General features: G+C 38.4%; 26 protein-coding genes and 1 riboswitch. Of the genes, 9 read left to right on the top strand and 17 right to left on the bottom strand.

The features are described from left to right. Positions 1 to 90: 90 nt before the first annotated feature. A riboswitch (M-box (ykoK) riboswitch) is annotated at positions 91 to 254 on the bottom strand. Between the two features lie 187 nt (positions 255 to 441). The 6 genes from JHE06_RS12165 to obgE all read right to left on the bottom strand — a co-directional run bounded on the left by JHE06_RS12165 (position 442) and on the right by obgE (position 6,058). Beyond that, positions 442 to 777: a group II intron maturase-specific domain-containing protein gene (locus JHE06_RS12165; protein ID WP_236253564.1), complete on the bottom strand. Its 336-nt coding sequence runs from the start codon at positions 775 to 777 to the stop codon at positions 442 to 444. Positions 778 to 809: 32 nt separating this feature from the next. Beyond that, complete coding sequence (gene ltrA, locus JHE06_RS05730) at positions 810 to 1,727, bottom strand: group II intron reverse transcriptase/maturase (protein ID WP_236253551.1); 918 nt, start codon at positions 1,725 to 1,727, stop codon at positions 810 to 812. A gap of 587 nt (positions 1,728 to 2,314) precedes the next feature. Next, positions 2,315 to 2,716 (bottom strand): LapA family protein, encoded by a 402-nt coding sequence (locus JHE06_RS05725; RefSeq protein WP_058918493.1) that lies wholly within the window; start codon positions 2,714 to 2,716, stop codon positions 2,315 to 2,317. Positions 2,717 to 2,815: 99 nt separating this feature from the next. After that, positions 2,816 to 3,619, bottom strand: coding sequence for an SDR family NAD(P)-dependent oxidoreductase (locus tag JHE06_RS05720; protein WP_058918492.1), 804 nt, complete (start codon positions 3,617 to 3,619; stop codon positions 2,816 to 2,818). Between the two features lie 11 nt (positions 3,620 to 3,630). Continuing rightward, complete coding sequence (gene rnz, locus JHE06_RS05715) at positions 3,631 to 4,575, bottom strand: ribonuclease Z (RefSeq protein WP_201089820.1); 945 nt, start codon at positions 4,573 to 4,575, stop codon at positions 3,631 to 3,633. Positions 4,576 to 4,750: 175 nt separating this feature from the next. Beyond that, on the bottom strand, positions 4,751 to 6,058 hold the full coding sequence (gene obgE / locus JHE06_RS05710; protein ID WP_201089956.1) for a GTPase ObgE: 1,308 nt from the start codon (positions 6,056 to 6,058) through the stop codon (positions 4,751 to 4,753). A 399-nt stretch (positions 6,059 to 6,457) separates the two neighbouring features. Here obgE and JHE06_RS05705 point away from each other — a divergent pair, with 399 nt between their 5' ends. Then, entirely contained in the window at positions 6,458 to 7,189 is a 732-nt protein-coding gene (locus tag JHE06_RS05705; RefSeq protein ID WP_201089953.1) for a peptidylprolyl isomerase, read from the top strand. 235 nt (positions 7,190 to 7,424) lie between these two features. Here the strand turns inward: JHE06_RS05705 and pheA are convergent, their stop codons facing one another. The 5 genes from pheA to aroF are packed head-to-tail and all read right to left on the bottom strand — an operon-like array spanning position 7,425 to position 13,106. Beyond that, positions 7,425 to 8,579, bottom strand: a complete 1,155-nt coding sequence (gene pheA / locus JHE06_RS05700; RefSeq protein WP_201089818.1) for a prephenate dehydratase — start codon at positions 8,577 to 8,579, stop codon at positions 7,425 to 7,427. A 17-nt stretch (positions 8,580 to 8,596) separates the two neighbouring features. Continuing rightward, a complete protein-coding gene (aroC, locus tag JHE06_RS05695; protein WP_201089816.1) occupies positions 8,597 to 9,670 on the bottom strand; it encodes a chorismate synthase in 1,074 nt (357 codons plus the stop codon). Further along, positions 9,648 to 10,958, bottom strand: coding sequence for a 3-phosphoshikimate 1-carboxyvinyltransferase (gene aroA / locus JHE06_RS05690; protein WP_201089814.1), 1,311 nt, complete (start codon positions 10,956 to 10,958; stop codon positions 9,648 to 9,650). The genes aroC and aroA overlap by 23 nt, the downstream gene beginning before the upstream one ends. A 45-nt stretch (positions 10,959 to 11,003) precedes the next feature. Further along, positions 11,004 to 12,059, bottom strand: coding sequence for a 3-dehydroquinate synthase (gene aroB, locus JHE06_RS05685; RefSeq protein ID WP_201089812.1), 1,056 nt, complete (start codon positions 12,057 to 12,059; stop codon positions 11,004 to 11,006). 33 nt (positions 12,060 to 12,092) lie between these two features. Further along, entirely contained in the window at positions 12,093 to 13,106 is a 1,014-nt protein-coding gene (aroF, locus tag JHE06_RS05680; RefSeq protein ID WP_201089811.1) for a 3-deoxy-7-phosphoheptulonate synthase, read from the bottom strand. Positions 13,107 to 13,576: 470 nt separating this feature from the next. Between aroF and aroE the strand changes: the two genes are divergently transcribed. From aroE to JHE06_RS05660, 4 genes are read left to right on the top strand one after another with little or no spacing between them, the layout of a single operon-like run. Next, positions 13,577 to 14,389 carry a shikimate dehydrogenase gene (aroE, locus tag JHE06_RS05675; RefSeq protein WP_058918485.1) on the top strand — a complete coding sequence of 271 codons (813 nt, stop codon included), beginning with the start codon at positions 13,577 to 13,579 and terminating at the stop codon, positions 14,387 to 14,389. A gap of 8 nt (positions 14,390 to 14,397) precedes the next feature. Beyond that, positions 14,398 to 14,925, top strand: coding sequence for a shikimate kinase (locus JHE06_RS05670; RefSeq protein ID WP_058918484.1), 528 nt, complete (start codon positions 14,398 to 14,400; stop codon positions 14,923 to 14,925). Beyond that, entirely contained in the window at positions 14,922 to 15,380 is a 459-nt protein-coding gene (gene aroQ / locus JHE06_RS05665; protein ID WP_201089809.1) for a type II 3-dehydroquinate dehydratase, read from the top strand. Before JHE06_RS05670 ends, aroQ begins: the two co-directional genes overlap by 4 nt. After that, entirely contained in the window at positions 15,377 to 16,207 is an 831-nt protein-coding gene (locus JHE06_RS05660; RefSeq protein WP_201089807.1) for a prephenate dehydrogenase, read from the top strand. Before aroQ ends, JHE06_RS05660 begins: the two co-directional genes overlap by 4 nt. 64 nt (positions 16,208 to 16,271) lie before the next feature. On the opposite strand, the gene JHE06_RS05655 is transcribed toward JHE06_RS05660, so the two are convergent. Both JHE06_RS05655 and JHE06_RS05650 read right to left on the bottom strand, forming a co-directional pair. Continuing rightward, the gene (locus JHE06_RS05655) at positions 16,272 to 17,402 is read right to left on the bottom strand and encodes a DUF1648 domain-containing protein (RefSeq protein ID WP_201089805.1); all 1,131 of its coding nucleotides are present in this window, start codon (positions 17,400 to 17,402) and stop codon (positions 16,272 to 16,274) included. After that, positions 17,399 to 17,788, bottom strand: coding sequence for a GntR family transcriptional regulator (locus JHE06_RS05650; protein ID WP_058918480.1), 390 nt, complete (start codon positions 17,786 to 17,788; stop codon positions 17,399 to 17,401). The genes JHE06_RS05655 and JHE06_RS05650 overlap by 4 nt, the downstream gene beginning before the upstream one ends. Before the next feature lie 144 nt (positions 17,789 to 17,932). Here JHE06_RS05650 and JHE06_RS05645 point away from each other — a divergent pair, with 144 nt between their 5' ends. The 3 genes from JHE06_RS05645 to JHE06_RS05635 are packed head-to-tail and all read left to right on the top strand — an operon-like array spanning position 17,933 to position 21,525. Then, positions 17,933 to 18,685: a DeoR/GlpR family DNA-binding transcription regulator gene (locus JHE06_RS05645; protein ID WP_058918479.1), complete on the top strand. Its 753-nt coding sequence runs from the start codon at positions 17,933 to 17,935 to the stop codon at positions 18,683 to 18,685. Beyond that, positions 18,682 to 19,596 (top strand): 1-phosphofructokinase, encoded by a 915-nt coding sequence (pfkB, locus tag JHE06_RS05640; RefSeq protein WP_058918478.1) that lies wholly within the window; start codon positions 18,682 to 18,684, stop codon positions 19,594 to 19,596. The genes JHE06_RS05645 and pfkB overlap by 4 nt, the downstream gene beginning before the upstream one ends. 27 nt (positions 19,597 to 19,623) lie before the next feature. Beyond that, entirely contained in the window at positions 19,624 to 21,525 is a 1,902-nt protein-coding gene (locus JHE06_RS05635; protein WP_058918477.1) for a PTS fructose transporter subunit IIABC, read from the top strand. 193 nt (positions 21,526 to 21,718) lie between these two features. Here the strand turns inward: JHE06_RS05635 and JHE06_RS05630 are convergent, their stop codons facing one another. Together JHE06_RS05630 and JHE06_RS05625 are read right to left on the bottom strand one after the other, a co-directional pair. Further along, complete coding sequence (locus JHE06_RS05630) at positions 21,719 to 22,444, bottom strand: amino acid ABC transporter ATP-binding protein (RefSeq protein WP_058918476.1); 726 nt, start codon at positions 22,442 to 22,444, stop codon at positions 21,719 to 21,721. After that, positions 22,437 to 23,933, bottom strand: a complete 1,497-nt coding sequence (locus JHE06_RS05625) for an ABC transporter substrate-binding protein/permease (protein ID WP_058918475.1) — start codon at positions 23,931 to 23,933, stop codon at positions 22,437 to 22,439. Before JHE06_RS05625 ends, JHE06_RS05630 begins: the two co-directional genes overlap by 8 nt. Positions 23,934 to 24,240: 307 nt before the next feature. Here JHE06_RS05625 and JHE06_RS05620 point away from each other — a divergent pair, with 307 nt between their 5' ends. Further along, positions 24,241 to 24,378 carry a hypothetical protein gene (locus JHE06_RS05620; RefSeq protein WP_156413256.1) on the top strand — a complete coding sequence of 46 codons (138 nt, stop codon included), beginning with the start codon at positions 24,241 to 24,243 and terminating at the stop codon, positions 24,376 to 24,378. Positions 24,379 to 24,444: 66 nt separating this feature from the next. Here JHE06_RS05620 and JHE06_RS05615 read toward each other — a convergent pair whose 3' ends face one another. After that, positions 24,445 to 24,774, bottom strand: a complete 330-nt coding sequence (locus JHE06_RS05615; protein WP_201089803.1) for a nucleoside triphosphate pyrophosphohydrolase family protein — start codon at positions 24,772 to 24,774, stop codon at positions 24,445 to 24,447. Positions 24,775 to 24,877: 103 nt separating this feature from the next. Then, complete coding sequence (yihA, locus tag JHE06_RS05610; RefSeq protein WP_058918473.1) at positions 24,878 to 25,468, bottom strand: ribosome biogenesis GTP-binding protein YihA/YsxC; 591 nt, start codon at positions 25,466 to 25,468, stop codon at positions 24,878 to 24,880. Positions 25,469 to 25,640: the final 172 nt, after the last annotated feature.

Genomic DNA, 25,640 nt, shown 5'->3' with positions numbered 1-25,640 from the left:
GTCTTTAAGATAAAATAGAAACAAAAAAAACACGCTCCGAAGGGCGTGCAAAACAATTGCTGGGCAAGTTGCTTCAAATGGGCTTAATCCCCGCACCCCTTCATTGAGTTTCAGCACTGTACAGCATAGGGTCAGACCCAGCTACGTTAAAAATTTCCTTAATTCGAAAATTCCTGTTGACCCGTTGGCGTCTTTGGACGTTTCTGGGCAGTAGCTTATCTCTGGTACAGTAGCCTCACCTAACAAGGCTATTTAATTCTATCTATCTTATTCATTGTAGGACAAAAAAAATTAATATTCAAGCCAGCTCTTTTTTAATGATGCGCTTTAGTCTTTTCTAACTTTGATCTGTCTGAATTCTATTCTATATTAATCGAGTAGGAGGAGCCTTACGGCTCCGACCTCTCACACCACCGTACGTACCGTTCGGTATACGGCGGTTCAATAACTTAAGTATCTCTGCTGGAAAAGTTGGTTTAGGTCTTTTAGACCCCAATTTACCAGCTTTTTCTTCGTAATCGCTCCGTGAAGTGTGTGGGTACGGGTCATACGCCAATACCCTTTTCTCGTATTAGCCACCTTCCATGCTTCTTCTTTCTCTATTCCATACTTTCTTAACATACGAAATTTAGTCGATACTTTGTTCCATCGTTTCCAACATAGTTGTCTCAATCGATGATTTAGCCAATGAGCTACGCTCTTGATAAAGCTTTTCATATCTCCAATTCCATAATAATTAATCCAGCCTTGTGTATAGAGGTTAATTTCTTTTATAATTTGTTTGAATGTACCAGGACGTTTTCGGCTCGTTAGTTTTCTGAGTCGGTTACGGAACTTGAGTTTAGCCGCCTTAGATGGGCGGCTTCTGACTTTCCCTGTGTTTTCCAGATAGTGAAACCTAGAAACTTAGCTTTAGCTGGAGTAGTCACTTTACTTTTTTCCGTATTAATCTCCAACCGGAGGTTTCCCCCTATAAAGGTCGTCACGCTTTTTAAAACTCGTTCTCCTGCTCTAGGTGTTTTCACATAGATACAAAAGTCGTCCGCATAACGTACAAACCGGTGTCCTCGCTTCTCTAATTCTCTATCTAGTTGATTTAAATAGACATTAGCGAGTAGTGGAGAGATAACTCCACCTTGAGGGGTTCCTTTATAATTCTCAATAAAGACATTGCCGTCCATAATTCCAGCTTTAAGAAAATTCCATATTAACCGCAACACTATTTTATCTTGGATATAGTAGTTGAGGTAATTCATCAACTTTTGATGATGAACTGTATCAAAATAGTTACGCAAATCACAGTCGACAATCGTTTTGTATCCTTCGGATACATATTGTTCTGCCTGTTTAATCGCTTGATGAGCGTTCCTGCCTTTCCTAAAACCATAACTGTATGTCGAAAAGGAAGGGTCAATGATGGGTTCAATCACTTGTAGAATAGCTTGTTGCACCACTCGATCTCGCACTACGGGAATTCCCAAGTTTCTTATACCACCGTTATCCTTAGGGATAGAAACCCGCTTAACAGGTTGTGGTTGGTAAGTTCCTGCTCTCATCTTCTCTATCATTTGCTGACCATATTTTATTAAGTGAGCGTCCAATTCATGAACGGTCACTCCATCGATACCGGCAGCTCCTTTATTTTGATACACTTTCTTGCTGGCTAACTTTAAATTATCTGAATTAGCGATTTGATTGATTAATGAGATACCATCTTGTTTCATCATATCGTTACTGTAGCTCTCTACACTCTCTTGTACTCTTTCGTTTCCAACTTATCCCTCCAAGAGTAGCCATCTTTCGGTCTATACCACGATGTTTTCTGTAGTCGTGAGCTACATCCACCTCCTTGTTTATTCCAAGATTATTATTGTTCTGCCCTTCGGAGAACTGTGTTCTCCTACTATGGCGTCTGCTGACTTCTCACTATTCGTTGTTACTACGGTGTTTACCGCTAGTGAGACCTCCCGGGTAAGAATGATAACCTTCCACTCATGTCACTGCCTCATTTACTGTAGGAGACTCGTGCAGTATCGGACTTCGCTTTGTTTGGCAAGCTCGTCCATCTCCAGTCAGCCTTGTATGAGATTTCTGTTCGTCAGTGCGAGTGTTTGCGTCCAGCTTCCTTCGGATTCTTTCTCGCGAAAGACACCCTTGCTATTCGCTAACAGTTCCTACTGCCAAGCCTGTAGTGGACTTTCACCACCAAGTTATCACCCATGCCGGGCGCACCAAAAAAGATTGAGACAAAAAATTGTCCCAATCTTTTAAAGGAAGTTATTTCTTTCATACCCTAAAAATAATCCATTGTGTTTTATTTGTTGTCTGGTGTTGCATGAGTCATTCGATCGATCAATTCTTTTTCTAAACTGTTGATTTTATTTTCTTGTTCAATGATTTTAGCATCTTGATCGTTTAATTTTTGTTCATATTCCATTCTCACATTATCTAGTTCATTTTGTTTCGTTTGGTCTATTTTGGATAATTCATCTTTATAATTTTTAATTTGTTTCTTGGTCTTAAAAGCAGAATTCGTTGCGATCAACACCGTTATCAGTGCCCCAATAAATAAAGAACCTAAGATCACCATGATCAGCGGCCACGACACCATTGTAAAGCCAAAGTTAACTGGAACCGCTTCTACATTCACTACTGCAAATAAAGCAATCATTAAAACTAATATAATAGCTACCACAATGCCCCACTGTTTTTTCATTTTATCTTCCCCCTTTTACTAAAAATAAAACTGAAACTCTGCTCAATTTCTATACATTGATTTTAGCATAACGGGGTTTCTTCCCCTAATGAAAACTCTTTATTTATTGTTAAATAGATTCAATGCTAAAAAATCTCCTACTTTCGGAAATAAGTAATACAATTTTCCAGCTATTTCCATAGAATAAGGAAGATTTAACTCTCTTTTAGACGTGCCCATCAAAGCCACGACACGTTTTGCAACAACAGTAGAATTTAAGACCATGCTTCCAACTTTTTCTAAATATTTTCCGCTTTCATCTGCAATATCAAAGAAGTTGGTTTCAATTGGTCCTGGATTTACAGTTGTAACAAAAACATTTAAAGGTTTTAACTCCAATCGTAAGGCATTTGAGTACCCTATGACAGCAAATTTTGTAGCTGAATAAATACTTGACTTCGGAGTTGCCATTTTGCCTCCTTGTGAAGCCACATTGATAATATGGCCTTGACGTTTTTCTGCCATTTGGATAGCGACTAATTGAGTTACATACATCATTCCCAAGACATTTACCCTAAACATATTTTCAGCAACACTCATTTTAAAGGTCAATGCTTCTTCAAAATGGCCAAAACCAGCATTGTTAACTAAAATATCAACAGCGCCTACTTCTTGATGGATGGTTTCAATAACCGTCTGAATTTCTTCTGGATCAGAAACATCCATAGCATAGGCGTAAGCTGCTTTTCCAGAGTAGTTTGCACACTTCTTTTTTACTTCTGCTAGTAAATCCATCCTGCGAGCACTGACCACTACGATTGCACCTTGCTTAGCTGCTTCATAAGCGATTTGTTCCCCTAAACCAGTGGAACCTCCCGTAATAAGTACAATCTTATTCGCTAAGCCGTTTCGCTTGTTTGCCATATCTTACACCCTCATTTCTTAGTTGTCGTTCTTTTTAACGGAATATCAATTTCTTCAAAATCCTTTACGATATGAGTCTGTTTAAAGATTTTTTGTGCTTCTTTTTCCAATAGATGAACATCTTTTCCAAGGTAGCGAGCGCTGATATGAGTTAAAAGCAGTTGTTTAACGCCTGCATCTAAAGCAACTTCAGCTGCATCCAGATTCGTTGAATGGTTGTAGTCACGAGCCATTTTTCGATCAGATCCTTCAAAGGTGCTTTCATGTACCAATACGTCAGCATTTTGAGCTAAAATAGCACTATTGGCAGTTTTTTTTGTATCTCCTAAAATAGCGACCACTCGTCCTTTTTGTGTTTCTCCAATAAAATCTTGACCGTTAAAAATCCGACCATCCGCTAAAGTAATGGTTTCGCCGTTCTTTAACTTTCCATACAGCGGACCAAAAGGCACTCCAGCTTCTTTTAATTTTTCAACTTTCAGACTTCCTTGATGATCAGCTTCTTCAACTCGGTAACCAAACGATTGGATGCCGTGTTCTAGCGGCAAGCATGAAACCTTAAATTGTGCATCTTCAAAAATCACATCTGCTTCATGAATTTCATGAAAATTTAATGGATACTTCAAAAAAGTACCTGAGACTTTCAAACTGGTCAATACAAAATTTTTGATGCCTTTTGGTCCGTAAATCGTTAATGGGTCTTCTCCCCCTTGAAAAGCTCGGCTGCTGATCAAACCAGGCAATCCAAAAATATGATCTCCATGAAGATGTGTAATAAAAATCTTATTTATCTTACGCGGTTTTAAAGTAGTGTGCAGAATTTGCTGTTGCGTGGCTTCTCCACAATCAAATAGCCAAATACTGTTTCGTTCTTCTAACAATTTTAGTGCAATGCTTGTGACATTGCGATGTTTTGCCGGAACTCCTGCACCGGTTCCTAAAAATAATAATTCCATTTTATCCTGTCCCAACTGTGTCATATTTTTATTGAATAGCAATAGTGCTCAAACGATTCACTTTATTTTAGCAAACTTCACTTGAATTAGCGATAAGCACTTACTCGTATCAAAAAAAGAACCCAATAAGATGTCGCCATCCATTGGATTCTTCTTTACACTATTCAACTTACTGCTACTCAACAAACTCAAATTCATATTTCATAATACGAACTGTATCTCCGTCTACTGCGCCTCTTTCGCGCATTTCTTCATCAATGCCCATAGCTCTTAATTGACGAGCAAAACGTCTGATGGATTCATCGTGGCTGAAATTAGTCATCTTGAACAGTTTTTCAAGTTTCTCACCAGAAAGAACCCATGTAGCATCTGGATCTCTTGTGATTTCATACCCTTTTTCTTCTGGGCTATATTTATAGAGTACTGTTTCTTCTTCTTGATCCAATTCTTCTAATTGGAATTCCGAAGTAACGTCCAATATGTCGGCTGTTGCATTCAATAAATTGCTTGTTCCTTTATGAGTGACTGCCGAAATCGGGAAAATTAAAATATCATCGTCGTATTCATCTTTTTTCAGTGCTTGTATTTTTTTTCTGAAAGCTTTTAAATTTTCTTCTGCTTCTGGCATATCCATTTTATTCGCAACAATTAATTGAGGACGTTCCATCAACCGTAAATCATAACTTTCTAATTCGTTATTGATGGTTACATAGTCATCATAAGGATCTCTTCCTTCGCTGCCGCTCATATCAATGACATGCAGAATAACTCGTGTCCGCTCAATATGACGTAAAAACTGAATCCCAAGCCCAATACCCTGTGAAGCCCCTTCAATCAGTCCTGGTAAATCGGCCATAACAAAACTTTTGCCATTGTCCGTTTGAACCATTCCTAAATTAGGAACCAATGTCGTAAAATGATACGCTCCGATTTTAGGCCGGGCTGCAGAAACAACAGATAGTAAAGTTGATTTCCCCACAGATGGGTAACCAACTAATCCAACATCCGCTAAGACTTTTAATTCTAGTTCTAAATTGCGTTCTTCACCAGGCTCACCATTTTCAGCAACTTCTGGTGCTGGGTTTCTTGGAGTAGCGAAACGAACATTGCCACGTCCGCCGCGTCCGCCTTTTGCGACAACTAAACGTTGACCATCATGAATCAAATCGCCTAGGACAATACCTGTATCTATATCACGCACAACCGTACCAGGCGGAACTTTAACTACTTTATCGCCTGCCCCACGACCGTGCATACTTTTACTCATTCCATTTTCGCCATCTTCAGCTTTATAGTGACGCGTGAAACGGAAATCCATTAACGTACGGAGACCTTCGTCTACGACAAAAATCAAACTTCCGCCTTTTCCGCCATCTCCACCTGCTGGTCCGCCATCCGGCACATACTTTTCGCGCCTGAAAGCAACCATGCCATCGCCGCCTTTTCCGGCTTTCACATTAATTGTTACTTGATCTAAAAACATTGACATCGTTAGTTTCCTCCTCATTTTTTTGAGTTTATGAGAGTTTCATTTTGATTTATCTTTTGGGTTACTCTTTAGATGTAGCGATAGTTCTTGCTGTTACATTTGTTCCAAGATGTAATCAAGATTGTTCTTCATCACGTATTCTCTAAAAAAAGGAAGTATTGTTCAGTATACCCCATTCTAATCCATTTTCTATTGTACGTGTGTTTTACTTGTTTGTCTATTTAAATCAAATAAAATCAACAGATAATTCGCTTCTTTTTTCAATGTTCTTCCATAAAAACGATTCCTCTTCTTTTTTTAATACAAAAATCATTTCATTTTAACTATTTAAACTTTGGCTCATCTAGCGTATAATGAAAAAGGACTAATATAAAAGGACGTGAAATGCGAAACATGAAATCAACTAAACTTCTGCTCGGAGGTCTCTTATTCATCATAGCCGTAGCTATGATTATTTATGGTGTCTTTTTTCTGATTCCTAGTCAACCAACGACTTCATCAACACAAATGAGTTCGACCTCCCTTTCCACAACAAAAGAAACAATCGATTCCTTTCCACAACTATCGACAGATATCGCTGAAAATGAAACAGCGGTAGATATGGTAACTTCTATGGGGACCATCAAAATCAAACTTTTTCCTGAATTAGCGCCTAAAGCAGTAGAAAATTTTATTTCTCTCAGCAAAAAAGGCTATTACGATGGAACCATTTTCCATCGTGTGATTCAAGATTTTATGATTCAAGGTGGCGATCCTGAAGGAACGGGTACAGGTGGCGAAAGTATCTGGGGAGAACCATTCGAAGTAGAGCCTTCTGATCAGCTTTATCATATTAGAGGGGCGCTTGCGATGGCAAAAACCAATGCTCCTATTTCAATCGGTAGTCAATTTTTCATTGTTCAAAATCAACAAGACATGTCGAGCTCTGTAGCAGATACTGTCCCTAATGAAATAGCTGAAGCTTACGAAAAAGGCGGTTATCCATCATTGGATGGCCATTATACTGTTTTCGGTCAAGTCATCCATGGTATGGAAGTTGTCGACGCCATCGCTGCTTTAAAAACTGCTAAAAATGATTTGCCTATTGAACCCGTAACAGTAGATTCTATTGTCGTCCATGAATAAGAAAAGAGGTTGGGACAAAAGTCCCAACCTCTTTTGCATATCCGAATATTTATTCTAGAACGTGTTCCAAAAAGCAGACCCGACGTCCACTTCACGAATAATGCTCGATGATCTGTGACCATACTGCGCTTACTCGTTCCAGTTTCCTTAGCCCTTGCAGCTTTAGCTGCTTAGGGATACGGTATGCGAAGTAGAAGATTCGGGTCTAAACGCTTTTTGTCTCACTCCCGTTTTTTTATTTTTTGTTTTTTTCAGCGGCCTGATAGGTGCCGATGACTTTAAAAAAAGAACTCGTTTGGTGAATGGTTTGCAATGCTTGTTGAACTTCTGGCATGTTTACGTTTCCTTCAAAATCAATGTAAAACAGATAATGCCAGGGTTCGTTGGCGACTGGACGAGATTCGATTTTTATCAAATTCAATTTGTTTTCAGCGAAGTGGTGCAACAAATGATGCAGCGTCCCCACTCGATGTTCAATTGAAAAGAGAACACTAACTTTGCTGCAGACATCAGACGATTCTAACCGTTTTGATAACACAATAAAACGCGTGCTGTTCTCATGTTGATCATTGACCTTTTCTTGAAGTACAGTAAGGTTGTATCGATCTGCAGCTCGTTTACTGGAAATAGCAACTTTGGTAAGGTCTTTTAATTCGCTGACTAATTTGGCACTCTCTGAAGTACTACGATAAGGTATCCACTTCCACTCAGGATGCTGATTTAAAAAAAGCATGCTTTGTTCAAAACCCTGAGGATGAGAATAAACTTCAGCGACATTAGCAAGTTCGGTGTCCTGGAATCCTACCAAATACTGGTCTACGTGGATGTATTGTTCTCCAACGATGTAAAAATCGTATCGAGTCAATAAGTCATAAATTTTTGTGATAGCTCCTGTCGATGAGTTTTCAATCGGCACAACCCCATAGTCAATGTCATTTTGTTCAATAGCTGAAAAAACATCTTCGAACTTAGTAAAGTAATGTGGTTGTTCAACCGAACCAAAGTAACTCAACATGGCTTCTTCACTAAAAGATCCTTCTGCTCCATAACACCCAACTTTAGGATTTTTTTTAGTTTTTTTAGAAGAAGCTGGAACAAAAGGCAAGTCCAACGGTTGTTCTTTGCTGGAGTTTTTGTTTTGTAACCCTTTTGAAATAGCCATCAGCTGTTGAAAAAATAAAGCTAGTCCTTGTTGATAAGCAGAATCCACCAAATAAGCTTGGTTTTTACTAATAACTTCTGCTTCTCTATTTTCATTATAGATGGGTAAGTGTTTAGCTTTTTTATATTGGCCGACTTTTTTGACCGTCTCCATTCGCTGTTCAAAGAGTTGGGTCAGTTGCTGATCGATCTCATCGATTTTTTTTCGGTACTCTTCAATTTCTGTCATTTTGCGACCCCCTTTTGCTAAAGCATCAGATCTAATATTCCAATAGCTGTCACAGCTTCAATAACTGGCAAAACTCTTGGAACGATGCAAGGATCATGTCGTCCTTCGATCACCAGCTCCGTGTCTTTTTTTTCTGAAATGTTGATCGTTTGCTGTTTTTTTGTAATCGATGCAGGAGGTTTTACAGCTGCGCGAAAAACAATCGGCATCCCGTTTGAAATTCCTCCGATGATTCCGCCGTTATGATTGGTAGCCGTTTTAATTTGATCCCCTTCATAGTAGTAAGCGTCATTGCTCTGTGAACCAAAAAGTTCTGTAATGGCAAAGCCTGTTCCAAATTCAATTCCCTTGACTGCTGGAACAGAGAACATTAAATGAGCGAGCGTTGATTCAATAGAATCGAAAAAAGGATTGCCGTATCCGGCTTCTAAACCTAAAACCATACATTCTACCGTTCCGCCAACAGAATCACCCTCTTGTTTTGCAGCCAAAATCAGCTGCTTCATCTCTTCTGCTTTTGCTTCATTAAAAACAGGCAATTGTTCTGTCTTAAATTTTTCTAGTTGCTCTTTAGTTACGGTAGTTTCATTGAAGCTGATATCTTGAATCGTACCGATGCTCTTGATATGCGACCCAATCATTATGCCTTTTTCAGCTAGTAGTTGTTTGCAGATCGCTCCAGCAAAAACCAAAGGAGCGGTGATCCTTCCCGAAAAGTGACCGCTGCCGCGATGATCATTGTGACCGCCATAACGCACGTGTCCAGGGTAGTCTGCTTGCCCAGGACGCATAATGTTTTTCAACTGACTGTAGTCTTTAGAACGGGTATCCTGATTGCGTATAATCGCGGTTAAAGGAGCACCTGTTGTTTTCCCTTCAAACAACCCGCTTAAAACCTCAGGTAAATCAGATTCTTTCCGAGGGGTGGTTAAATCATTTTGACCTGGCGCTCTTCTAGCCATTTCTACTAATACTTCATCCCAATCAACTTCAAAACCCGTTGGCAATCCATTGATCACCACTCCGATTCCAACCCCATGTGATTCGCCAAAAATAGAAATTTTTAATTTATTTCCCCAAACACCGCTCATGGCTGTTTCCTCCTAACATAGTATAATCTTCCCAAAAATGAGGATAAGATTTTGAGACACATTCAGCATCTTTCAAGACGATTGGTTCTTGGCAAACGGTAGCTGCAATGGCTAACATCATAGCAATACGATGGTCTTTGTGACTCCAAACTTCAACGCCTCCAACAAGCTGCTCAACTCCTTCAATAATCAACCCATCTGCTGTTTCAAAAATTACTGCTCCTAGTTTAGATAATTCACTGGTAACAGCTTTTAAACGGTCGCATTCTTTGATTCTTAATCTTCCTGCATTAATAATTTCTGTTGTCCCTTCGCTCAAAGCAGCAACTAAAGAAACGACGGGAATGATATCAGGGCATTGTGAACCGTCAATTAACGCAGCTTTTAACCTGCCTGTTGGCTTGCCTTCTAAAGCGTGAGGAGTGCTTAATATTTCAACACCCATTCGTTCCAAGATGGCAATAATTTCTCGATCGCCTTGTAATGAATGGGGCTTTAAGTCTTGAACGACAACTTGATTTGCTAGTGCATCTGCACATAAGAAAAAGGCAGCTTGCGAATAATCTCCTTCAATTCGATACTCTTGTTTTTGATAACGCTGATTTCCTTTAATGATCAATTCACGATAGTCATTGTTCAAAACCTCGATACCAAAAGTTTGCATCATACTTAATGTTAAATCTATGTAACCTTTAGATTCCAATTCTGTTGTGATGACGATTTTTGAATCATTCTTTAACAGCGGCAGTGCAAATAATAAACCAGAAATAAACTGTGAACTAACATCGCCTCGTAATTCGAATAAATCAGGTTGTAAGTCTCCATTGATCGTCAAATGCAATTGGTTTGCTTGTTTTGTGTAGGCAATTCCTTGCCTATCAAAAATTTGATAATAGGGCTCTAACGGACGTGTGCCTAAATTACCTCTGCCGATAAAACGTGTGTCGCCTTCGAATAGAGTAGCGATTGGAATCAAAAAACGCAGTGTTGAACCTGATTCGTTACAGTCGATTGTCCTTGACTGGTCTTTTTCGAGCTCATTTACTGTTTCAGCTTCCCAGTCGATACCTGCTACTTCCAAACCAGCTTCTTTTCTATTGAAACTGGCTCCTAACGAGCGCATGGCTTCAATGGTAGCTATAATATCATCAGAATATTCAATGTTTGTCAACAAGCTCTTTCCTTCGCTTAACGCTGCGCAGATCACGGCTCGGTGGGCCATACTCTTAGAAGGAGGAACTGTAACGGCTCCGGACAATTTAGCTGGTGTTAGAATTAAATCCGTCATTTGCTCACCTCTTTTTAACTATTTCTACTTATTAAACCTACCTATTTAATTCACAAAAAATGTGGCGGTTGTTTCTTCCAAATACGATTTTCCAATAGTTTTTAATAAAACAACTTTTAAAACCCCGTTTATATTCTTTTTATCAAGTGCTACATACTCCAATACTGCTGCATAATCTTTGTGTTCTAAGGTGTAGGGCAAATGATATTGGATCAAAAGCGATTTGATCGTTTCAGCTGTGCCAATAGCCGATAATCCTTTTTCTTCGGCAAGCAATGTGATTTGATACATCCCAATGGCAACAGCTTCCCCGTGAGTGTACTTTTTATAAGCGTAAAATGTTTCCAAAGCATGACCAAGGGTATGACCAAAATTTAACAACATTCGTTCAGCAGTATCTCTTTCGTCTGATTCAACGATTGCTTTTTTTAGAGAACAACACGTATAAATAATTTGTTCGATTTGTTTTGTCATCTCTGCTCTAGTCTTTAGCGTTTTTAAAAAAGCAAAGAAATCAACGTCTAGGATACAAGCATACTTAATGACTTCTGCCATCCCATCGTAAAAGAAACGATCGCTTAACGTTTCCAAAACAAGCGGGTCGATCAAAACTAATACAGGATGGTAAAAGCTGCCTACCAAATTTTTTCCTTCTGGCAAATCAACAGCAACTTTTCCGCCGATGCTGCTGTCAACCTGTGCCAGTAAAGTCGTCGGGATTTGAACAAATGGGATTCCTCTTAAAAAAGTGGCAGCGGCAAACCCTCCAACATCCCCAACAACTCCGCCTCCCAGCGCTACAATTAAATCGCTTCTCGTTAATCCAAAATCGATTAATGCTTTATACAAAAATGGCAGCTGATTCAAAGATTTAGATTCTTCTCCTGGAGGAAGGGCAATCACCACAACCTCGTACCCCTCTTTCAACAGACCCTCCTTTACTTGCTTTTCATAATAACGTGCAACGGTTTGGTCGGTTATGATGGCTACTTTTTTTCCATGGTAGAAACGAGTGATTTCTAAACCAACGTCATTTAAGAGTCCTTTGCGAATTTTTAATGGATAGCTCTGTTCTTTTAAATCGACTACTAATTCTGCCATAATTCCCCTTCCTCCCATTCCATTCTGAGTTCATTAAATTTCTCTTCCTTCAACTTCTGCTAATCGTTTGGCTTTATCCATCAAACGATCGAACTCATCTGGAGTCAGGCATTGTTCGCCATCGCTCCAAGCATTCTCAGGATCGTCATGAACTTCAATCATTAAACCATCTGCTCCAGCAACTACAGCTGCTTTAGCCATTGGTTCCACTAAGTAAGTGTAGCCGCCAGCGTGACTTGGATCGATAATGATAGGCAAATGAGATAATTTTTTGATAACGGGCACAGCTTGCAAATCTAACGTATTTCGAGTAATGGTTTCGTATGTGCGAATCCCACGTTCACAAAGAATGACATTTTCATTTCCCTCAGACATGATGTATTCAGCAGACATTAACCACTCTTGAATCGTAGCTGATAAGCCTCGCTTCAAAAGGACGGGTAATTGTGTTTTTCCAATCTCTTTCAATAAATCGAAGTTCTGCATGTTCCGTGCACCGATTTGAACCATATCAACATCGTCTACAAATGCATCGATGTGTTTAGTAGACATTAATTCCGTTACGATCGGTAAGCCGGTTTCTGCTTTAGCTGCCTTCAGCATATTCAGTCCCTCTAGCTCTAATCCTTGGAAACTGTATGGCGATGTTCTCGGTTTGAAGGCCCCTCCTCTTAAAAAATTGGCTCCTGCCGCTTTAACACGTTTAGCAATACCAATGATCTGTTCCTCACTTTCAACAGAACAAGGACCGGCGATGATTCCTAACCGTTTGCCACCAATTTTTTCACCATCAACTGAGATGATTGAATTTTCTGGATGAAATAAACGATTGGCTTTCTTGTAAGGTTCTTGGACGCGCATGACTTTTTCAACTGCCTGATTGGCTGATATTTTAGACATATCGATTTTACTCGTATCCCCGATCAAACCCAAAATAGTGGTTATAGACCCAGCAGAGTGGTTTATTGTCACCCCTAAACTTTGTAATTTCTTTGTCAACCTGTTTACTTCAACTTGATTCGCTTCTTGTTTTAATACAATTATCATACCGTTTCCTCCTTTTTTTGTTTTACGCTAAAAAAAAATAGAGCTCATTAGTTAATGAGCTCCAGCTTCTCTAATTTCATTCCCCTAGCGTTTAGGGATAATTGAAAGGTCGTTAGATTAATCACTCATCAGGAAGGTACATTCAGTTTTATAAAACGCAAAATAGCCAGCGCTAAAATAAAAGCCCCGGAAAAAGAAGTTATAAAAATTCGTTACATTTTGTGTTTTCATCTGAATGATTCTACTGTTTTCCATGATTTCTCTTCCACCTTTCGTTTTATTAAGAGACAAGAATAAAATCTTGCTGTTCTTAGTTATTGAACTATAACACTCACCAAACATTAATGTCAATCACATTATATTTTTATTTAATTATTGCCAAATCATAATAATATGGTAAACTTCGTTCAAGATAAGTGAAAGGGTATTTTAAATGATAAAAAGCTTTTTTTACTAAGGAGGAAAAACGAATGGAGTTCTATGGATTACTAGGAAAAACCTTGAAGCACAGCCTTTCCCCTAACATTCATCAAGAAATTTACCGTATGCTAACTATTCAAGGTGCATATAAACTGTTTGAAGTTACAGAAGCTGATTTTCCAAAAGCAGTAGCAGCTTTAAAATTATTAACTATTAAAGGTGCAAATGTAACCATTCCTTATAAACAAACCATTTTGCCTTATTTAGATTCTGTCTCTTCTGAAGCTCAACGGATGCAAGCAGTCAATACAGTTTTATTAAAAGATGGAAAGCTGATTGGTTACAATACAGACTATCATGGGTTTGGCATGATTTTTGAAAATCATGCCATTCCTATTCAAGGGAAAACCGCAACACTGTTAGGAAACGGCGGTTCTGCGAAAATGGCTATAACTTATTTGCTAGATCATGGTATTGAACAGATACGCGTTGTTTCAAGAAAAACGTCTCAACGTCCGGTCATAAATCACCCCAAAATCAGTTACCTGACTTACGAAGCCATTGCTTCAATTAACAGCGATTTATTGATCAACACCACTCCAATTGGTATGTACCCAAACTGTGGGATTTCACCAGTAAATGAACAGGTTATTTCACAGCATCTGATTTTGATTGATTTGATTTACAATCCGACAGAAACGCTCTTTTTAGAAACAGGAAGACGTTTAAATAAACCAGCTTATAATGGATTAGAAATGCTCATTGGTCAAGCAATTAAATCCGTTGAAATTTGGCAAGAACAAATTATCCCTCTCACTGTTTCCCAAAAGATAATTCAAGATTTTCAAAACAAATTTAAGTAGGTGAAGATATGAAAACAAATATTGTGCTAATTGGTATGCCTGGTTGCGGCAAGTCAACCTTTGGAAAAAGACTCAGCAAAGAAATTGATTTTTCTTTTATAGATATGGACGTTTATATCGAAACCTACAGCTCTCAAACGATTGCTCAACTTTGGGAAGTTGGAGAAGATCATTTCCGCAATATCGAAACAGCTGTTTGCAAACTGTTAACCAAAGAAAACTATACTATTGTTTCCTCTGGCGGCGGCATTATTAAAAGAGAGGAAAACATTCGGCTATTAAAAAAGACGTCTTATATTTTTTTTATTGATCGGCCATTGGAACTGATTATGCGAGATATCGATGTTTCGGGAAGGCCGCTTTTAAAAAACGATAAACAAACATTGGTCGGTTTATTTGAACAACGAATTGAACAGTATCGTGCAGCTGCTGATTTCATCATCGAAAACGATACAACCCCTGCCACAGCCGTGCAGCAGATGCATACGTTTATTCAACACTTAAAGCTAGTTGAAAAGGAGAGTTTATCAGAATGAAAATCATGGTGATCAATGGACCCAACCTAAATTTTACCGGCATCAGAGAAAAAGAAGTCTATGGTGCCAAAACGTTTAAGGAGATTTGTACCTTTATCCAAACTGAAGGTGAAAACCGAAAGCATGGTTTAACATTGTTTCAAAGCAATTCTGAAGGCGAAATAATAGACGCTTTACAAAAGGCCTTTAATGAACAGTATGATGGTATCATTATCAATCCCGGAGCTTATACACATTACAGCTACGCTATTCATGATGCTATCAAAAGCATCCAGATTGCTACCGTTGAAGTACATATGTCGAATATCCATCAACGAGAAGATTTCAGAAAAATCTCTGTCACCGCTCCAGCATGCATTGGACAAGTAACAGGATTTGGAACAGATGGTTATCTACTCGCTATGGATGCTTTAAATATGCACCAACTAAAGCAATCCGAGGGGGAATCGTTATGACTATTGTTCTTGTTGGGTTAGGTGTCATTGGAGGTTCTTTTGGGTTGGCATTAAAAGAGGCTGGTTATACATCTGTTTATGGAATCGATACAAATGAAACAACATTAAAAAAAGCAAAAAAGCTAGGTATCATTCAAGAAGGGTTCACAGATGGAGAGGAAATTCTTCCTCAAGCAGACCTAATCATCTTTTCTCTCTACCCTACTCTTATCGCTCAATTCATCCAAAGTCATCCAAAAAAATTTAAACCAAATGCTATTTTAACGGATGTCACAGGAATCAAACAAGGAATCATCAAAGATATTTCACCACTCTTACCCGATTCTGTAGACTTTATTTTCGGACATCCAATGGCTGGTCGCGAAAAAAGAGGAATCGATTTTGCAAATCAAGCTGTTTTTAAAGACGCGAATTATTTATTAACTCCTACTGTTAAAAACCAAGAGAAGAATTTAGTTTTTCTAGAACAGCTGGTTAAAGAATTAGGATTCAAAAAAGTCACACGCATCACTCCTCATGAGCACGATCAATTAATCGGGTTCACTAGCCAATTGCCTCATGCTATTGCAGTCGCTTTGGTAAACAGCGATATAAATGAAAAAACAGGAGATTTCGTTGGAGACAGTTACCGTGAGTTGACACGAATAGCTAATATCAATGAAGAGCTATGGAGCGAATTGTTTATCGGAAACAAATCCAACTTATTAGAGGCTATTGATTTATTCGAAACAGAATTAACCAAAATAAAAGCGGCTGTCGCTGAAAATGATACGAAAACATTGAAACGTTTGTTTGTCCATTCAACTGAACGTCGCAGTCAATTATAATAAGTTAACTAAGGAGGCTTCCGCTATAGCGGAAGCCTCCTTAGTTATTGATTTCATGAACCTGCTATAAAAATAAGAGTGGTGAAAAAGCTAAGATCAAGATACCAACGATGATCGCCCAACTTTGCCAGCGGGCAAAGTTGGTTGTTGTTCCAACACCAAACCTTTTTTCTACCCAAATAGACGGATCAGCAGGATTGTAATAAAAAACCCCTAATTTCCAGTACTGATCTTCATTGTAACGGTATTCTAAAGTATCTTTTTCTTCTAAAGAATCCGCCATCTTTAATCGTTCCCCATCTTGCCCATACTTCATCGATAAAACTATGGCATAAACGATCACAAGTATGGTATAGCCGATTGTTAGGTAAATAAACCATTGAATCTCTACATCATTAACGAATACAGTAGCAAGTTGGAGCGCACTCATCAACAATTGAGTTAAAATGGAGATCACCAAAGTAAAACGGGACCATGCTTGCCGAAACAAACGATTCTTTAAACTAGAAACTGATGCGTTTTTAGGATTCAATGATTGCTTTGCATTTTTTATGGAATAATTGCTGATCACAAAAATAATGATCATGATCAACTGCACAGCTAGTAAACCAAAAACAGTTTTAACTGATTTTGTTGCAAAGCGATCGGGTTTAAAATCGATTCCCCAATGAATGGGAAACGTTTCAGGGATCTGTTGATAATTTAGCCAAGTGGCAAAAGCCGTACCGCTAATAATGATTAAATTACTGATGATAATCAGTATGTTTGAAATAGTTGTCCCCTTTTTCCGATAATTCAATTCTACAACTATTTCTTGCCCACTGTCTTGATCGGCTGTTTTAGGCAAGTTCTTTTTCCATGTGGACACTTTTTTATGGATCACCAAATAGGCTAATCCACTGACAGCTAAGACTGCTGCTATCCCCACTACGCTGTAAATGCCTAACTGCATCTCTGTTTGTACGGCATCTTTATTACGGGTAAACCATAAAAACGGCAACGAAAAAAGTACACTGCTCAAAACCGTAATGAAACAATACTGTTTCATCCACTTTTTTAACTGAGGGTCTTCTTGATAATTTTCCGGTAAACTAACGCCAAATTGACTGCTTTTACGTCCCATGAATGGAGTCAACCCAGTTATGAGTCCAATCAATAAAAATAAACTGATCATAAAACCTATGAATAAACTCATTTTGCTTCACCACCCTGTATTTTTTTATTGACGGCCTGTTGCATCTCTTTCAGCTCTTGCTCTGATAACTGATACACAGCAGCATCGATCATCAATTCTGTTAACTTCGTTTTAAACTCTTCTTGATATTCAACAGACATTTTCATTTGCTCACGGTTTTTTATTTGAAAACCTTTCTTCTGGTTGATAAGGATTTCTTCTCTGACTAAATAATTGTAGGCTTTATTGACTGTATGCATGTTGATACCAATATCTCCTGCTAAGCTTCGTACACTGGGCAGCAACTCGCCGGGCATTAATTCTTTCTTTAAAATTCCAGTCTTTATTTGGTAAATCAGTTGAGAATAAATAGGGGTATCGCTTTCTGGTTTAATATGAATAAACAATGAGCTCACTTCTTCCTTATGTTTATACTTGCTCTATAACAAGTATAACACTTGTAGAGTTTTATTACAATTAGGTGTAACCGCTTGTTAATTGATTGTTTTTGGTTGATTTTGATGGTATTATAAGGCGATGGGAGTGATGATATGTTAACGGAAGAACGACATAACTTTATCCTCGTGCAATTGAAACAATCTGGACTCGTAAAGTCGCAAGACCTAATGACAGCACTAGATTGTTCTGAATCTACTATTCGACGAGACTTAGCATTATTAGAAGAAGCAGGCGAATTGATTCGGATACATGGAGGAGCAAAACGGGTTTATCATTTAGATGAGGAATTGTCCGCTACTGAAAAAACGTTCAAAAACGTTCAAGAAAAAAAAGCGATTGCTGAATTAGCTGCTTCTTTCATTGAAGAAAATGATACGATTTATTTGGATGCTGGGACAACAACTATTTACTTGATTCCTTTTTTAAAAGACAAAAACGTTCGAGTCGTTACCAATGGTATTCAACATGCTTCGTTGCTGGCGGACCAGCAAACAGAAACGATTTTGCTTGGCGGAAAAATCAAAGCGACAACGAAAGCGATTATTGGCACTACAAGTCTTCAGCAAATGGGAGACTATCGTTTCAATAAGTGTTTTTTAGGAATGAATGGGATCGATGTTGAATTCGGTTATACTACCCCTGATTCCGAAGAAGCTGCCGTAAAGAAACAGGCTCATTTGCACAGCGCTAAAACATTTGTTTTAGCCGATCAAACGAAGTTTAATAAAGTTAATTTTGTAAAAGTTTGTGAACTAGAAGATGCCACTATTGTGACTGAGGCTATGGATCATGCTTTATATAAAAAATATTTTTCTCAAACATCTATTAAGGAGGTCACAAAATGATATATACGGTAACTCTTAACCCTTCTATTGATTACATTGTTGAAGTCGCTGATTTTAAAATGGGCGATTTGAACCGAATGAAGCGGGATTTAAAATTACCTGGCGGAAAAGGCATCAATGTATCACGGGTGCTGCACAGTCTTCAACTGCCTACTACTACATTAGGTTTTTTAGGTGGCTTTACCGGCCAATTCATTCAAAATTGGTTGATAAAAGAAGGAGTTCATACTCAATTTACTCAGGTGCAAGACGACACCCGAATCAACGTCAAATTGAAATCCGACCAAGAAACTGAAATTAACGCTCAAGGTCCAAAAATCACTGACAAAGAAGCGAATGCCTTACTAGCACAATTTGATACATTAACAGCTGATGACTTAGTGATTCTTTCAGGAAACCAACCGCCGGCATTACCAGCAGATTTTTATCAATCTATTATTGAACGAGTTACCGCTGCAGGCGCAAAATTTGCTGTAGATACAACAGGTCAATCACTATTAGATGCTCTTCCTTCTCATCCTATATTAGTTAAACCCAATCACCATGAATTAGCGGAATTGTTCCAAGTCACTTTTAACAGCGTTGAAGAAATGGTTCCTTATGGGAAAAAACTGATCGAAATGGGAGCAACGTATGCTTTGGTCTCAATGGCTGGCGATGGCGCTTTATTCTTCACTGCTGATAAGGTCTATCTTTCAACGGTCCCTAAAGGACAAGTGAAAAATTCCGTTGGAGCTGGCGATTCAATGGTAGCTGGATTTATTGGAACGTTAGTCCGAACGAATGACCCGCTGCTTGCTTTTCAAACAAGTGTCGCTACTGGAAGTGCCACAGCTTTTTCAGATGATTTGGCAAAAAAAGAAGATATCGATAACCTGATTTCTCAAGTTCAACTAACAGTATTAAATTAAAAAACAGTACCCATAGGAGGAAAAAAAATGAATATCAATGACTTATTGCTTAAAGATGTCATGATCATGGATCTAAAAGCAACAACTAAAGAAGCAGCGATTGACGAAATGATCGCTAGTCTGGCTTCAAAGAAGCGCCTCAATGACCCAGCTTTGTTTAAACAAGGCATTATGGCTAGAGAAGCCCAAACTTCTACAGGGCTAGGCGATGGAATCGCTATGCCGCATGCAAAAACAACAGCTGTCAACGAAGCTACCGTTTTATTTGCAAAAAGTACTGCCGGAGTTGATTACGAAGCACTAGACGGACAACCTACCCATCTGTTTTTCATGATCGCGGCTCCTGAAGGGGCAAATGATACGCATTTACAAGCTCTAGCTGGCTTGTCTCGGTTGCTGATAAACCCTGAATTTGTTGCTTCTCTAAAAGAAACAACGACACCTGATGAAGTCCAAACATTATTTACAGAAGCAGAACAAAAACGGCTAGCAGATGAAAAAGCCGAACAACAAGCAGAAGCAACTAAAACTCCTGATGCTGATCGCCCATTTGTTATTGCCGTAACGGCTTGTCCAACTGGTATTGCTCATACGTATATGGCTGAAGATGCTTTGAAGAAAAAAGCTGCTGAAATGGGCGTTGATATCAAAGTTGAAACCAACGGAACTGAAGGCGTTAAAAACCGGTTGACCGCAGCTGATATCGAACGTGCAGCCGGCGTTATCGTCGCTGCTGATAAAAATGTCGAAATGGCTCGTTTTGATGGAAAACACCTTTTGCAGCGACCCGTCAGCGATGGTATTCGTAAATCTGAAGAGTTGATCACCAAAGCTATGAATCAACAAGCACCAACCTATCATGCTAGTGGTGAAAAAGACACTGAAGACAGCGATGAAGGCAACGGCTCTATTATTAGTAAAGTTTATAAAGATTTAATGAACGGAATTTCTCATATGTTGCCTTTCGTTGTCGGCGGCGGGATCGTCTTGGCTCTTTCTTTCTTTGTAGAACCTTACTTTGGAGAAAGCAGCGAGATCTTCACGTTCTTAAACTCTTTAGGTAGCAATGCTTTTAACTTCTTGATTCCTATCTTGGCAGGTTATATCGCCATGAGTATCGGCGATCGTCCAGGCTTGATGCCAGGGATGGTTGGTGGATTAATGGCCGTCCAAAGCAACGCTGGTTTCTTAGGTGGATTAGCTGCTGGTTTCCTAGCCGGTTACTCTATTCTTCTTTTAAGACGATTGTTGAAAGGATTGCCAAAGTCATTAGAAGGTTTAAAATCAATCTTATTGTATCCTGTTCTTAGTCTACTCCTTATTGGTCTAGTAATGTATTTCATCATTGATCCGGTCTTCTCAACAATCAATACAGCTATGGTTAACTTCCTAGAAAACCTTGGTACAGGAAATGCTGTGTTACTAGGCGCATTATTGGGCGGAATGATGGCTATTGATATGGGAGGTCCATTTAATAAAGCGGCATATGCCTTTTCAATAGGTATCTTCACTGATACAGGTGACGGTAGTTTGATGGCTGCTGTTATGGCTGGTGGTATGATTCCGCCTCTAGCAATCGCTGTTGCAAGTACACTATTTAAAAACAAATTTACAGAAGACGAAAGAAAATCAGGAATCACAAACTATGTTTTAGGGCTTTCTTTTATCACTGAAGGAGCTATTCCTTTTGCGGCTGCTGATCCATTACGCATTATCGGATCATCGGTTATCGGAGCAGCAATTGCTGGCGGCTTAACTCAATTCTGGGATATCACTATTCCAGCGCCGCACGGTGGCATCTTCGCTATTGGTCTTTCAAACCACGCCTTGCTATTCTTGGCAGCATTAGCGATTGGAACGGCTGTTTCTGCCCTGATTTTAGGCTTTTGGAAAAAAACCGTTAACGATACAAACGAAGCAATGAACTAAGAAGAAACAAAAAAAAGAGGTTGGGACTTTTGTCCCAACCTCTTTTGCATATCCGTATATTTATTCTAGAACGTGTTCCAAAAAGCAGACCCGACGTCCACTTCACGAATAATGCTCGATGGTCTGTGACCATACTGCGCTTATTCGTTCCAGTGATTCGGGTCTAAACGCTTTTTGTCTCACTCCCATTTTTTTATAATACTTTTGCTAAAAAATCTTTGGTTCGGTTATGTTCCGGGTGATCAAAGAGCTGTTCTGGAGTTCCTTCTTCTACAATATAACCTGCGTCCATAAAAATGACGCGATCAGCTACTTGCTTAGCAAATCCCATTTCATGAGTCACAACAACCATCGTCATTCCGGTTTCTGCTAAATCTTGAATAACTTTTAAAACTTCTCCTACCATTTCAGGATCCAATGCAGATGTCGGTTCATCAAACAACATGACTTTTGGGTTCATTGCTAATGCACGTGCGATAGCTACTCGTTGTTGCTGACCACCCGATAAACTAGCTGGATAAGCTGTATCTTTGTCTTCTAAACCCACTTGTTTCAACAATCTTCGCGCCTGGCTTTCCGCTTCTGTTTCAGGCATTCCTTTAACTTTGATCGGCGCTATTTTTAAATTATCTAACACAGACAAATGTGGAAATAAATTAAAACTTTGAAAGACCATTCCCATTTTTTCTCGCAATTGATTTAACTTTGTTTCGTTAAGTCCTGTTAAAGCAATATCTTCAAAAATAATTTCACCGCTTGTCGGAGTCTCCAGTAAATTTAAGCACCGCAGCAACGTGCTTTTACCCGATCCTGATGGTCCGATGATCACGACGACTTCCCCTTTTTTTACTTCTCCATTAATGTCGATCAAGACTTCATTTTTATCAAAAGATTTTTTTAAATGGTTAAATTTAATCATGATTCATCTTCCCTTCATAATAATTCAACAGTTTTGTTAAGCTAAAAGTTAAAACAAAATAAATGACCATCGTAACAGCTAACGGTGCAATCCCACGATATGAAACTGAAGTGACGACTTTTGTTTGGAAAATCAAATCACTTACACCAATAATCGACACAATCGAGCTTTCTTTAATGACCGTGATAAATTCATTTCCTAAGGCTGGCCAAATATTTTTTAGCGCTTGCGGGAAAATAATATATCGCATTGAAAGCTTCTTGCTCATCCCTAAACTTCTTGCTGCTTCTGCTTGTCCTTTAGATACGGAATTTAATCCTGAACGGATAATTTCGCAGATATAGGCTCCGCTGTTCAAAGAAACCGCAATGATGCCGGAAGCTAAAGCAGGGATATTTACTAAGTATCCTACTGCAAAATAGATGAACATTACTTGGATCATCATTGGCGTCCCACGAACAAATTCGACATAAGCGGTAGCCAAACCGCGGATAACTTTATTATCCGCCATACGCATCAAGGACAAAAATATTCCTAAAATGCTTCCGAATAATACACTTGAAACAGATATCAGAATGGTATAACCCGTTCCTTTGGCAAAATAGTTCCAATAGTTGATCATTGTATTTGACCCTGTGTCTTCGGCGTCTTCTGAATCAATCGTTCCACCTTGACTATCTTTCAAGTGTTCTCCAGCTTCTTTTAAATACCCTTCAATTAAATTTCCCTCTTTTATTTCTACAAGAGAATCATTGACACTCTCTAAAAGGGTTTGAGTACCTTTTTTAAAAGCGATCGCTGTTCCTTGCTCACCTTCAGCCAATTCAAACGCTCCATCAAAAGTAACTAATCCTGTATCATTTGAAACGTAAGCAGTCGCACTTGGTTTTTCCATTACGATAGCTTCTATTTTGTTCGTTTTTAAAGCTAGAATCAAATCGGTGATTTTTGATAAACTCAACAAATCAGAATCCGGCATTTGTTTCTGGGCTAATGTTTCTTGTAATGAGCCTGTTTGAACTCCAATTTTTTTCCCATGCAGATCATCTTTAGTTTGATAGATGCCTTCATCAGATTGACGGACAACTAAATTTTGCCCTCCTGTATAATAAACAGTAGAAAAATCAACACTTTTTTTTCGTTCTTCAGAAGGACTCATACCTGCTAGAATCATGTCTACTTTATTTACTTCCAAAGCAGGCAACAGACTATCAAATCCCATATCTTGTATTTCCAATGTTACGCCTAAATCGTCAGCAATTTTTTGAGCAATAGATATATCCATTCCGACGATTTCATCCTTGCCATTAACAGTAGCGTGAAATTCATATGGCGGAAAATCAGCGCTCGTTCCAATAGTCAACGTTCCTTTTGATTGGACATCTGATAATGAAGTATCTGCTGCTGCCACTTGCAAAGATGGCATAGTAAAACTAATTAGAGCAGTAAACAGGATAAGTAGAGCAGTAACAAGCGACTTTCTTTTCATTTTATTTCCTCTTTTCTCTTTCTGCATTTTCTTAAACACCTCTGTAGTGTAGCAGAATAAGGATATTTATGCAATATATAAAACATATCTCCGTTGTTTATTCTTATTTATATCTTTTTATGCATAATATACTGAATAAAAAGAATTGTTAAAGATTTTCAATGCCAGAAGTTTCTGTCTTACTGTTAAAAATTAAAAGGGACGCATTTTTTCTATATATACTTTTGGAAGATGTACTGAAATAAAATAGTGGCATTTTTTGTCCAATGGCGTTAAGATAAGAATAGCTTTAAATAGGAGGTATAATATGGGACAATTATCTAAAGTTGAAACTAGTTTAGACGATTTATTTCACAAATTCGTACTAGACCCAGAAGAAGCCACTACTAAAAAAGATGAAACTGAAGAGGACAAAGACAATCATAATGAACTATCCTCTAAATAAAACAATGTAATCAAAAAGCCCCCTCGCTATACATACCGTATAGCAAGGGGGCTTTAGTTATGAAAATCAAATAGGTTCATGTTCAGTTCGTTTTTGGCTTCTTTCTTCAGAAAAGCCGTCGGGGTAGCGACGTTTTAACTTCTCAATATTTTGAATGGCTACTTCTTCAAAAGAAATATCTGCCCACTCAGCAATTTGAGACAAGTACCAAAGAACGTCACCCATTTCTTTGACAAGCTCTTTTTTATCCAAATCATGCCCATGAAAAGTGTATTTCTTAATTAAGTCTACTAACTCGCCTGCTTCGCTGGCTACGCCTAGCGCACAATTAGTCAATACTTGTTCATTTCCATATAACGTACGATTTGCTAATTTTTGATATTCATTAAACTCCATTATTATGAACCCCTTTTATCCATACTCACGCTCTTTAAATACTAGTCATTTTTATTAACTTTTTACAATTAAAAAACACACTTCTATTTATCTGCCAGAAAAATTACTTTTTTTTCAAATAACCTTCAATCAAACTCCACGCTTCTTCTTTGCCTTCCCCTGTTTCAGATGAAAACAAAACGAAATCATCTGCTGGATCAAATCCTAATGATTCTTTAGCGATTTTCACATGTTTATTCCATTTACTTTTAGATATTTTATCTGCTTTTGTGGCAACAACAATCACAGGAATATTAAAGTGTTTAAGAAACTCATACATTTGTTTATCGTCTACAGTAGCTGGGTGTCTAAAGTCAATAACGCATAGGGTCGCCTTTAAAGGTTCTCTTTGAGTAAAATAAGTTTCTAACATTTCGCCCCATTTCGCCCGTTCTGTTTTAGATACTTTTGCATAGCCGTAGCCAGGAACATCAACAAAATAAAATTGGTCTTCAATAATATAATAATTAAGTGTTTGTGTTTTACCAGGTTTACTCGAAGTACGCGCCAACCCTTTACGGTTGATCAATGTATTGATGAATGATGACTTCCCTACATTTGAACGTCCAGCAAGCGCAATTTCTGGCAAGCCCGTATTTGGGTATTGTGCTGGTGAAACTGCACTAATCACGATATCAGCTTTGTTAACTTTCATATTTTAATCTCCATCTCTAAACTAAATTCTTCCATTATTCTACCATATATCAGTAGCAAAAACAGGACTTTATTTTTGATCAGAATCTGTTCAGCTTCCCTTATTTTTAGGAATTAAATGACAAAATGCGTTTATTCTTCTTTTTTAAAAAAAGAAACCAGAAATTATCCAA

This window comes from Carnobacterium sp. CS13 (assembly GCF_016653495.1).
Lineage (GTDB): Bacteria > Bacillota > Bacilli > Lactobacillales > Carnobacteriaceae > Carnobacterium_A > Carnobacterium_A antarcticum.
Note: the sequence above shows the minus strand (reverse complement) of the source record. Positions and strands in the feature narration are given on the sequence as shown.

Bases quoted from the DNA above. Each gene is read 5' to 3' on its own strand.
- ltrA (WP_236253551.1), bottom strand. From the start codon at position 1,727: ATGATGAAACAAGATGGTATCTCATTAATCAATCAAATCGCTAATTCA.
- JHE06_RS05725 (WP_058918493.1), bottom strand. From the start codon at position 2,716: ATGAAAAAACAGTGGGGCATTGTGGTAGCTATTATATTAGTTTTAATG.
- JHE06_RS05720 (WP_058918492.1), bottom strand. From the start codon at position 3,619: ATGGCAAACAAGCGAAACGGCTTAGCGAATAAGATTGTACTTATTACG.
- rnz (WP_201089820.1), bottom strand. From the start codon at position 4,575: ATGGAATTATTATTTTTAGGAACCGGTGCAGGAGTTCCGGCAAAACAT.
- obgE (WP_201089956.1), bottom strand. From the start codon at position 6,058: ATGTTTTTAGATCAAGTAACAATTAATGTGAAAGCCGGAAAAGGCGGC.
- JHE06_RS05705 (WP_201089953.1), top strand. From the start codon at position 6,458: ATGAAATCAACTAAACTTCTGCTCGGAGGTCTCTTATTCATCATAGCC.
- pheA (WP_201089818.1), bottom strand. From the start codon at position 8,579: ATGACAGAAATTGAAGAGTACCGAAAAAAAATCGATGAGATCGATCAG.
- aroC (WP_201089816.1), bottom strand. From the start codon at position 9,670: ATGAGCGGTGTTTGGGGAAATAAATTAAAAATTTCTATTTTTGGCGAA.
- aroA (WP_201089814.1), bottom strand. From the start codon at position 10,958: ATGACGGATTTAATTCTAACACCAGCTAAATTGTCCGGAGCCGTTACA.
- aroB (WP_201089812.1), bottom strand. From the start codon at position 12,059: ATGGCAGAATTAGTAGTCGATTTAAAAGAACAGAGCTATCCATTAAAA.
- aroF (WP_201089811.1), bottom strand. From the start codon at position 13,106: ATGATAATTGTATTAAAACAAGAAGCGAATCAAGTTGAAGTAAACAGG.
- aroE (WP_058918485.1), top strand. From the start codon at position 13,577: ATGGAGTTCTATGGATTACTAGGAAAAACCTTGAAGCACAGCCTTTCC.
- JHE06_RS05670 (WP_058918484.1), top strand. From the start codon at position 14,398: ATGAAAACAAATATTGTGCTAATTGGTATGCCTGGTTGCGGCAAGTCA.
- aroQ (WP_201089809.1), top strand. From the start codon at position 14,922: ATGAAAATCATGGTGATCAATGGACCCAACCTAAATTTTACCGGCATC.
- JHE06_RS05660 (WP_201089807.1), top strand. From the start codon at position 15,377: ATGACTATTGTTCTTGTTGGGTTAGGTGTCATTGGAGGTTCTTTTGGG.
- JHE06_RS05655 (WP_201089805.1), bottom strand. From the start codon at position 17,402: ATGAGTTTATTCATAGGTTTTATGATCAGTTTATTTTTATTGATTGGA.
- JHE06_RS05645 (WP_058918479.1), top strand. From the start codon at position 17,933: ATGTTAACGGAAGAACGACATAACTTTATCCTCGTGCAATTGAAACAA.
- pfkB (WP_058918478.1), top strand. From the start codon at position 18,682: ATGATATATACGGTAACTCTTAACCCTTCTATTGATTACATTGTTGAA.
- JHE06_RS05635 (WP_058918477.1), top strand. From the start codon at position 19,624: ATGAATATCAATGACTTATTGCTTAAAGATGTCATGATCATGGATCTA.
- JHE06_RS05630 (WP_058918476.1), bottom strand. From the start codon at position 22,444: ATGATTAAATTTAACCATTTAAAAAAATCTTTTGATAAAAATGAAGTC.
- JHE06_RS05625 (WP_058918475.1), bottom strand. From the start codon at position 23,933: ATGAAAAGAAAGTCGCTTGTTACTGCTCTACTTATCCTGTTTACTGCT.
- JHE06_RS05620 (WP_156413256.1), top strand. From the start codon at position 24,241: ATGGGACAATTATCTAAAGTTGAAACTAGTTTAGACGATTTATTTCAC.
- JHE06_RS05615 (WP_201089803.1), bottom strand. From the start codon at position 24,774: ATGGAGTTTAATGAATATCAAAAATTAGCAAATCGTACGTTATATGGA.
- yihA (WP_058918473.1), bottom strand. From the start codon at position 25,468: ATGAAAGTTAACAAAGCTGATATCGTGATTAGTGCAGTTTCACCAGCA.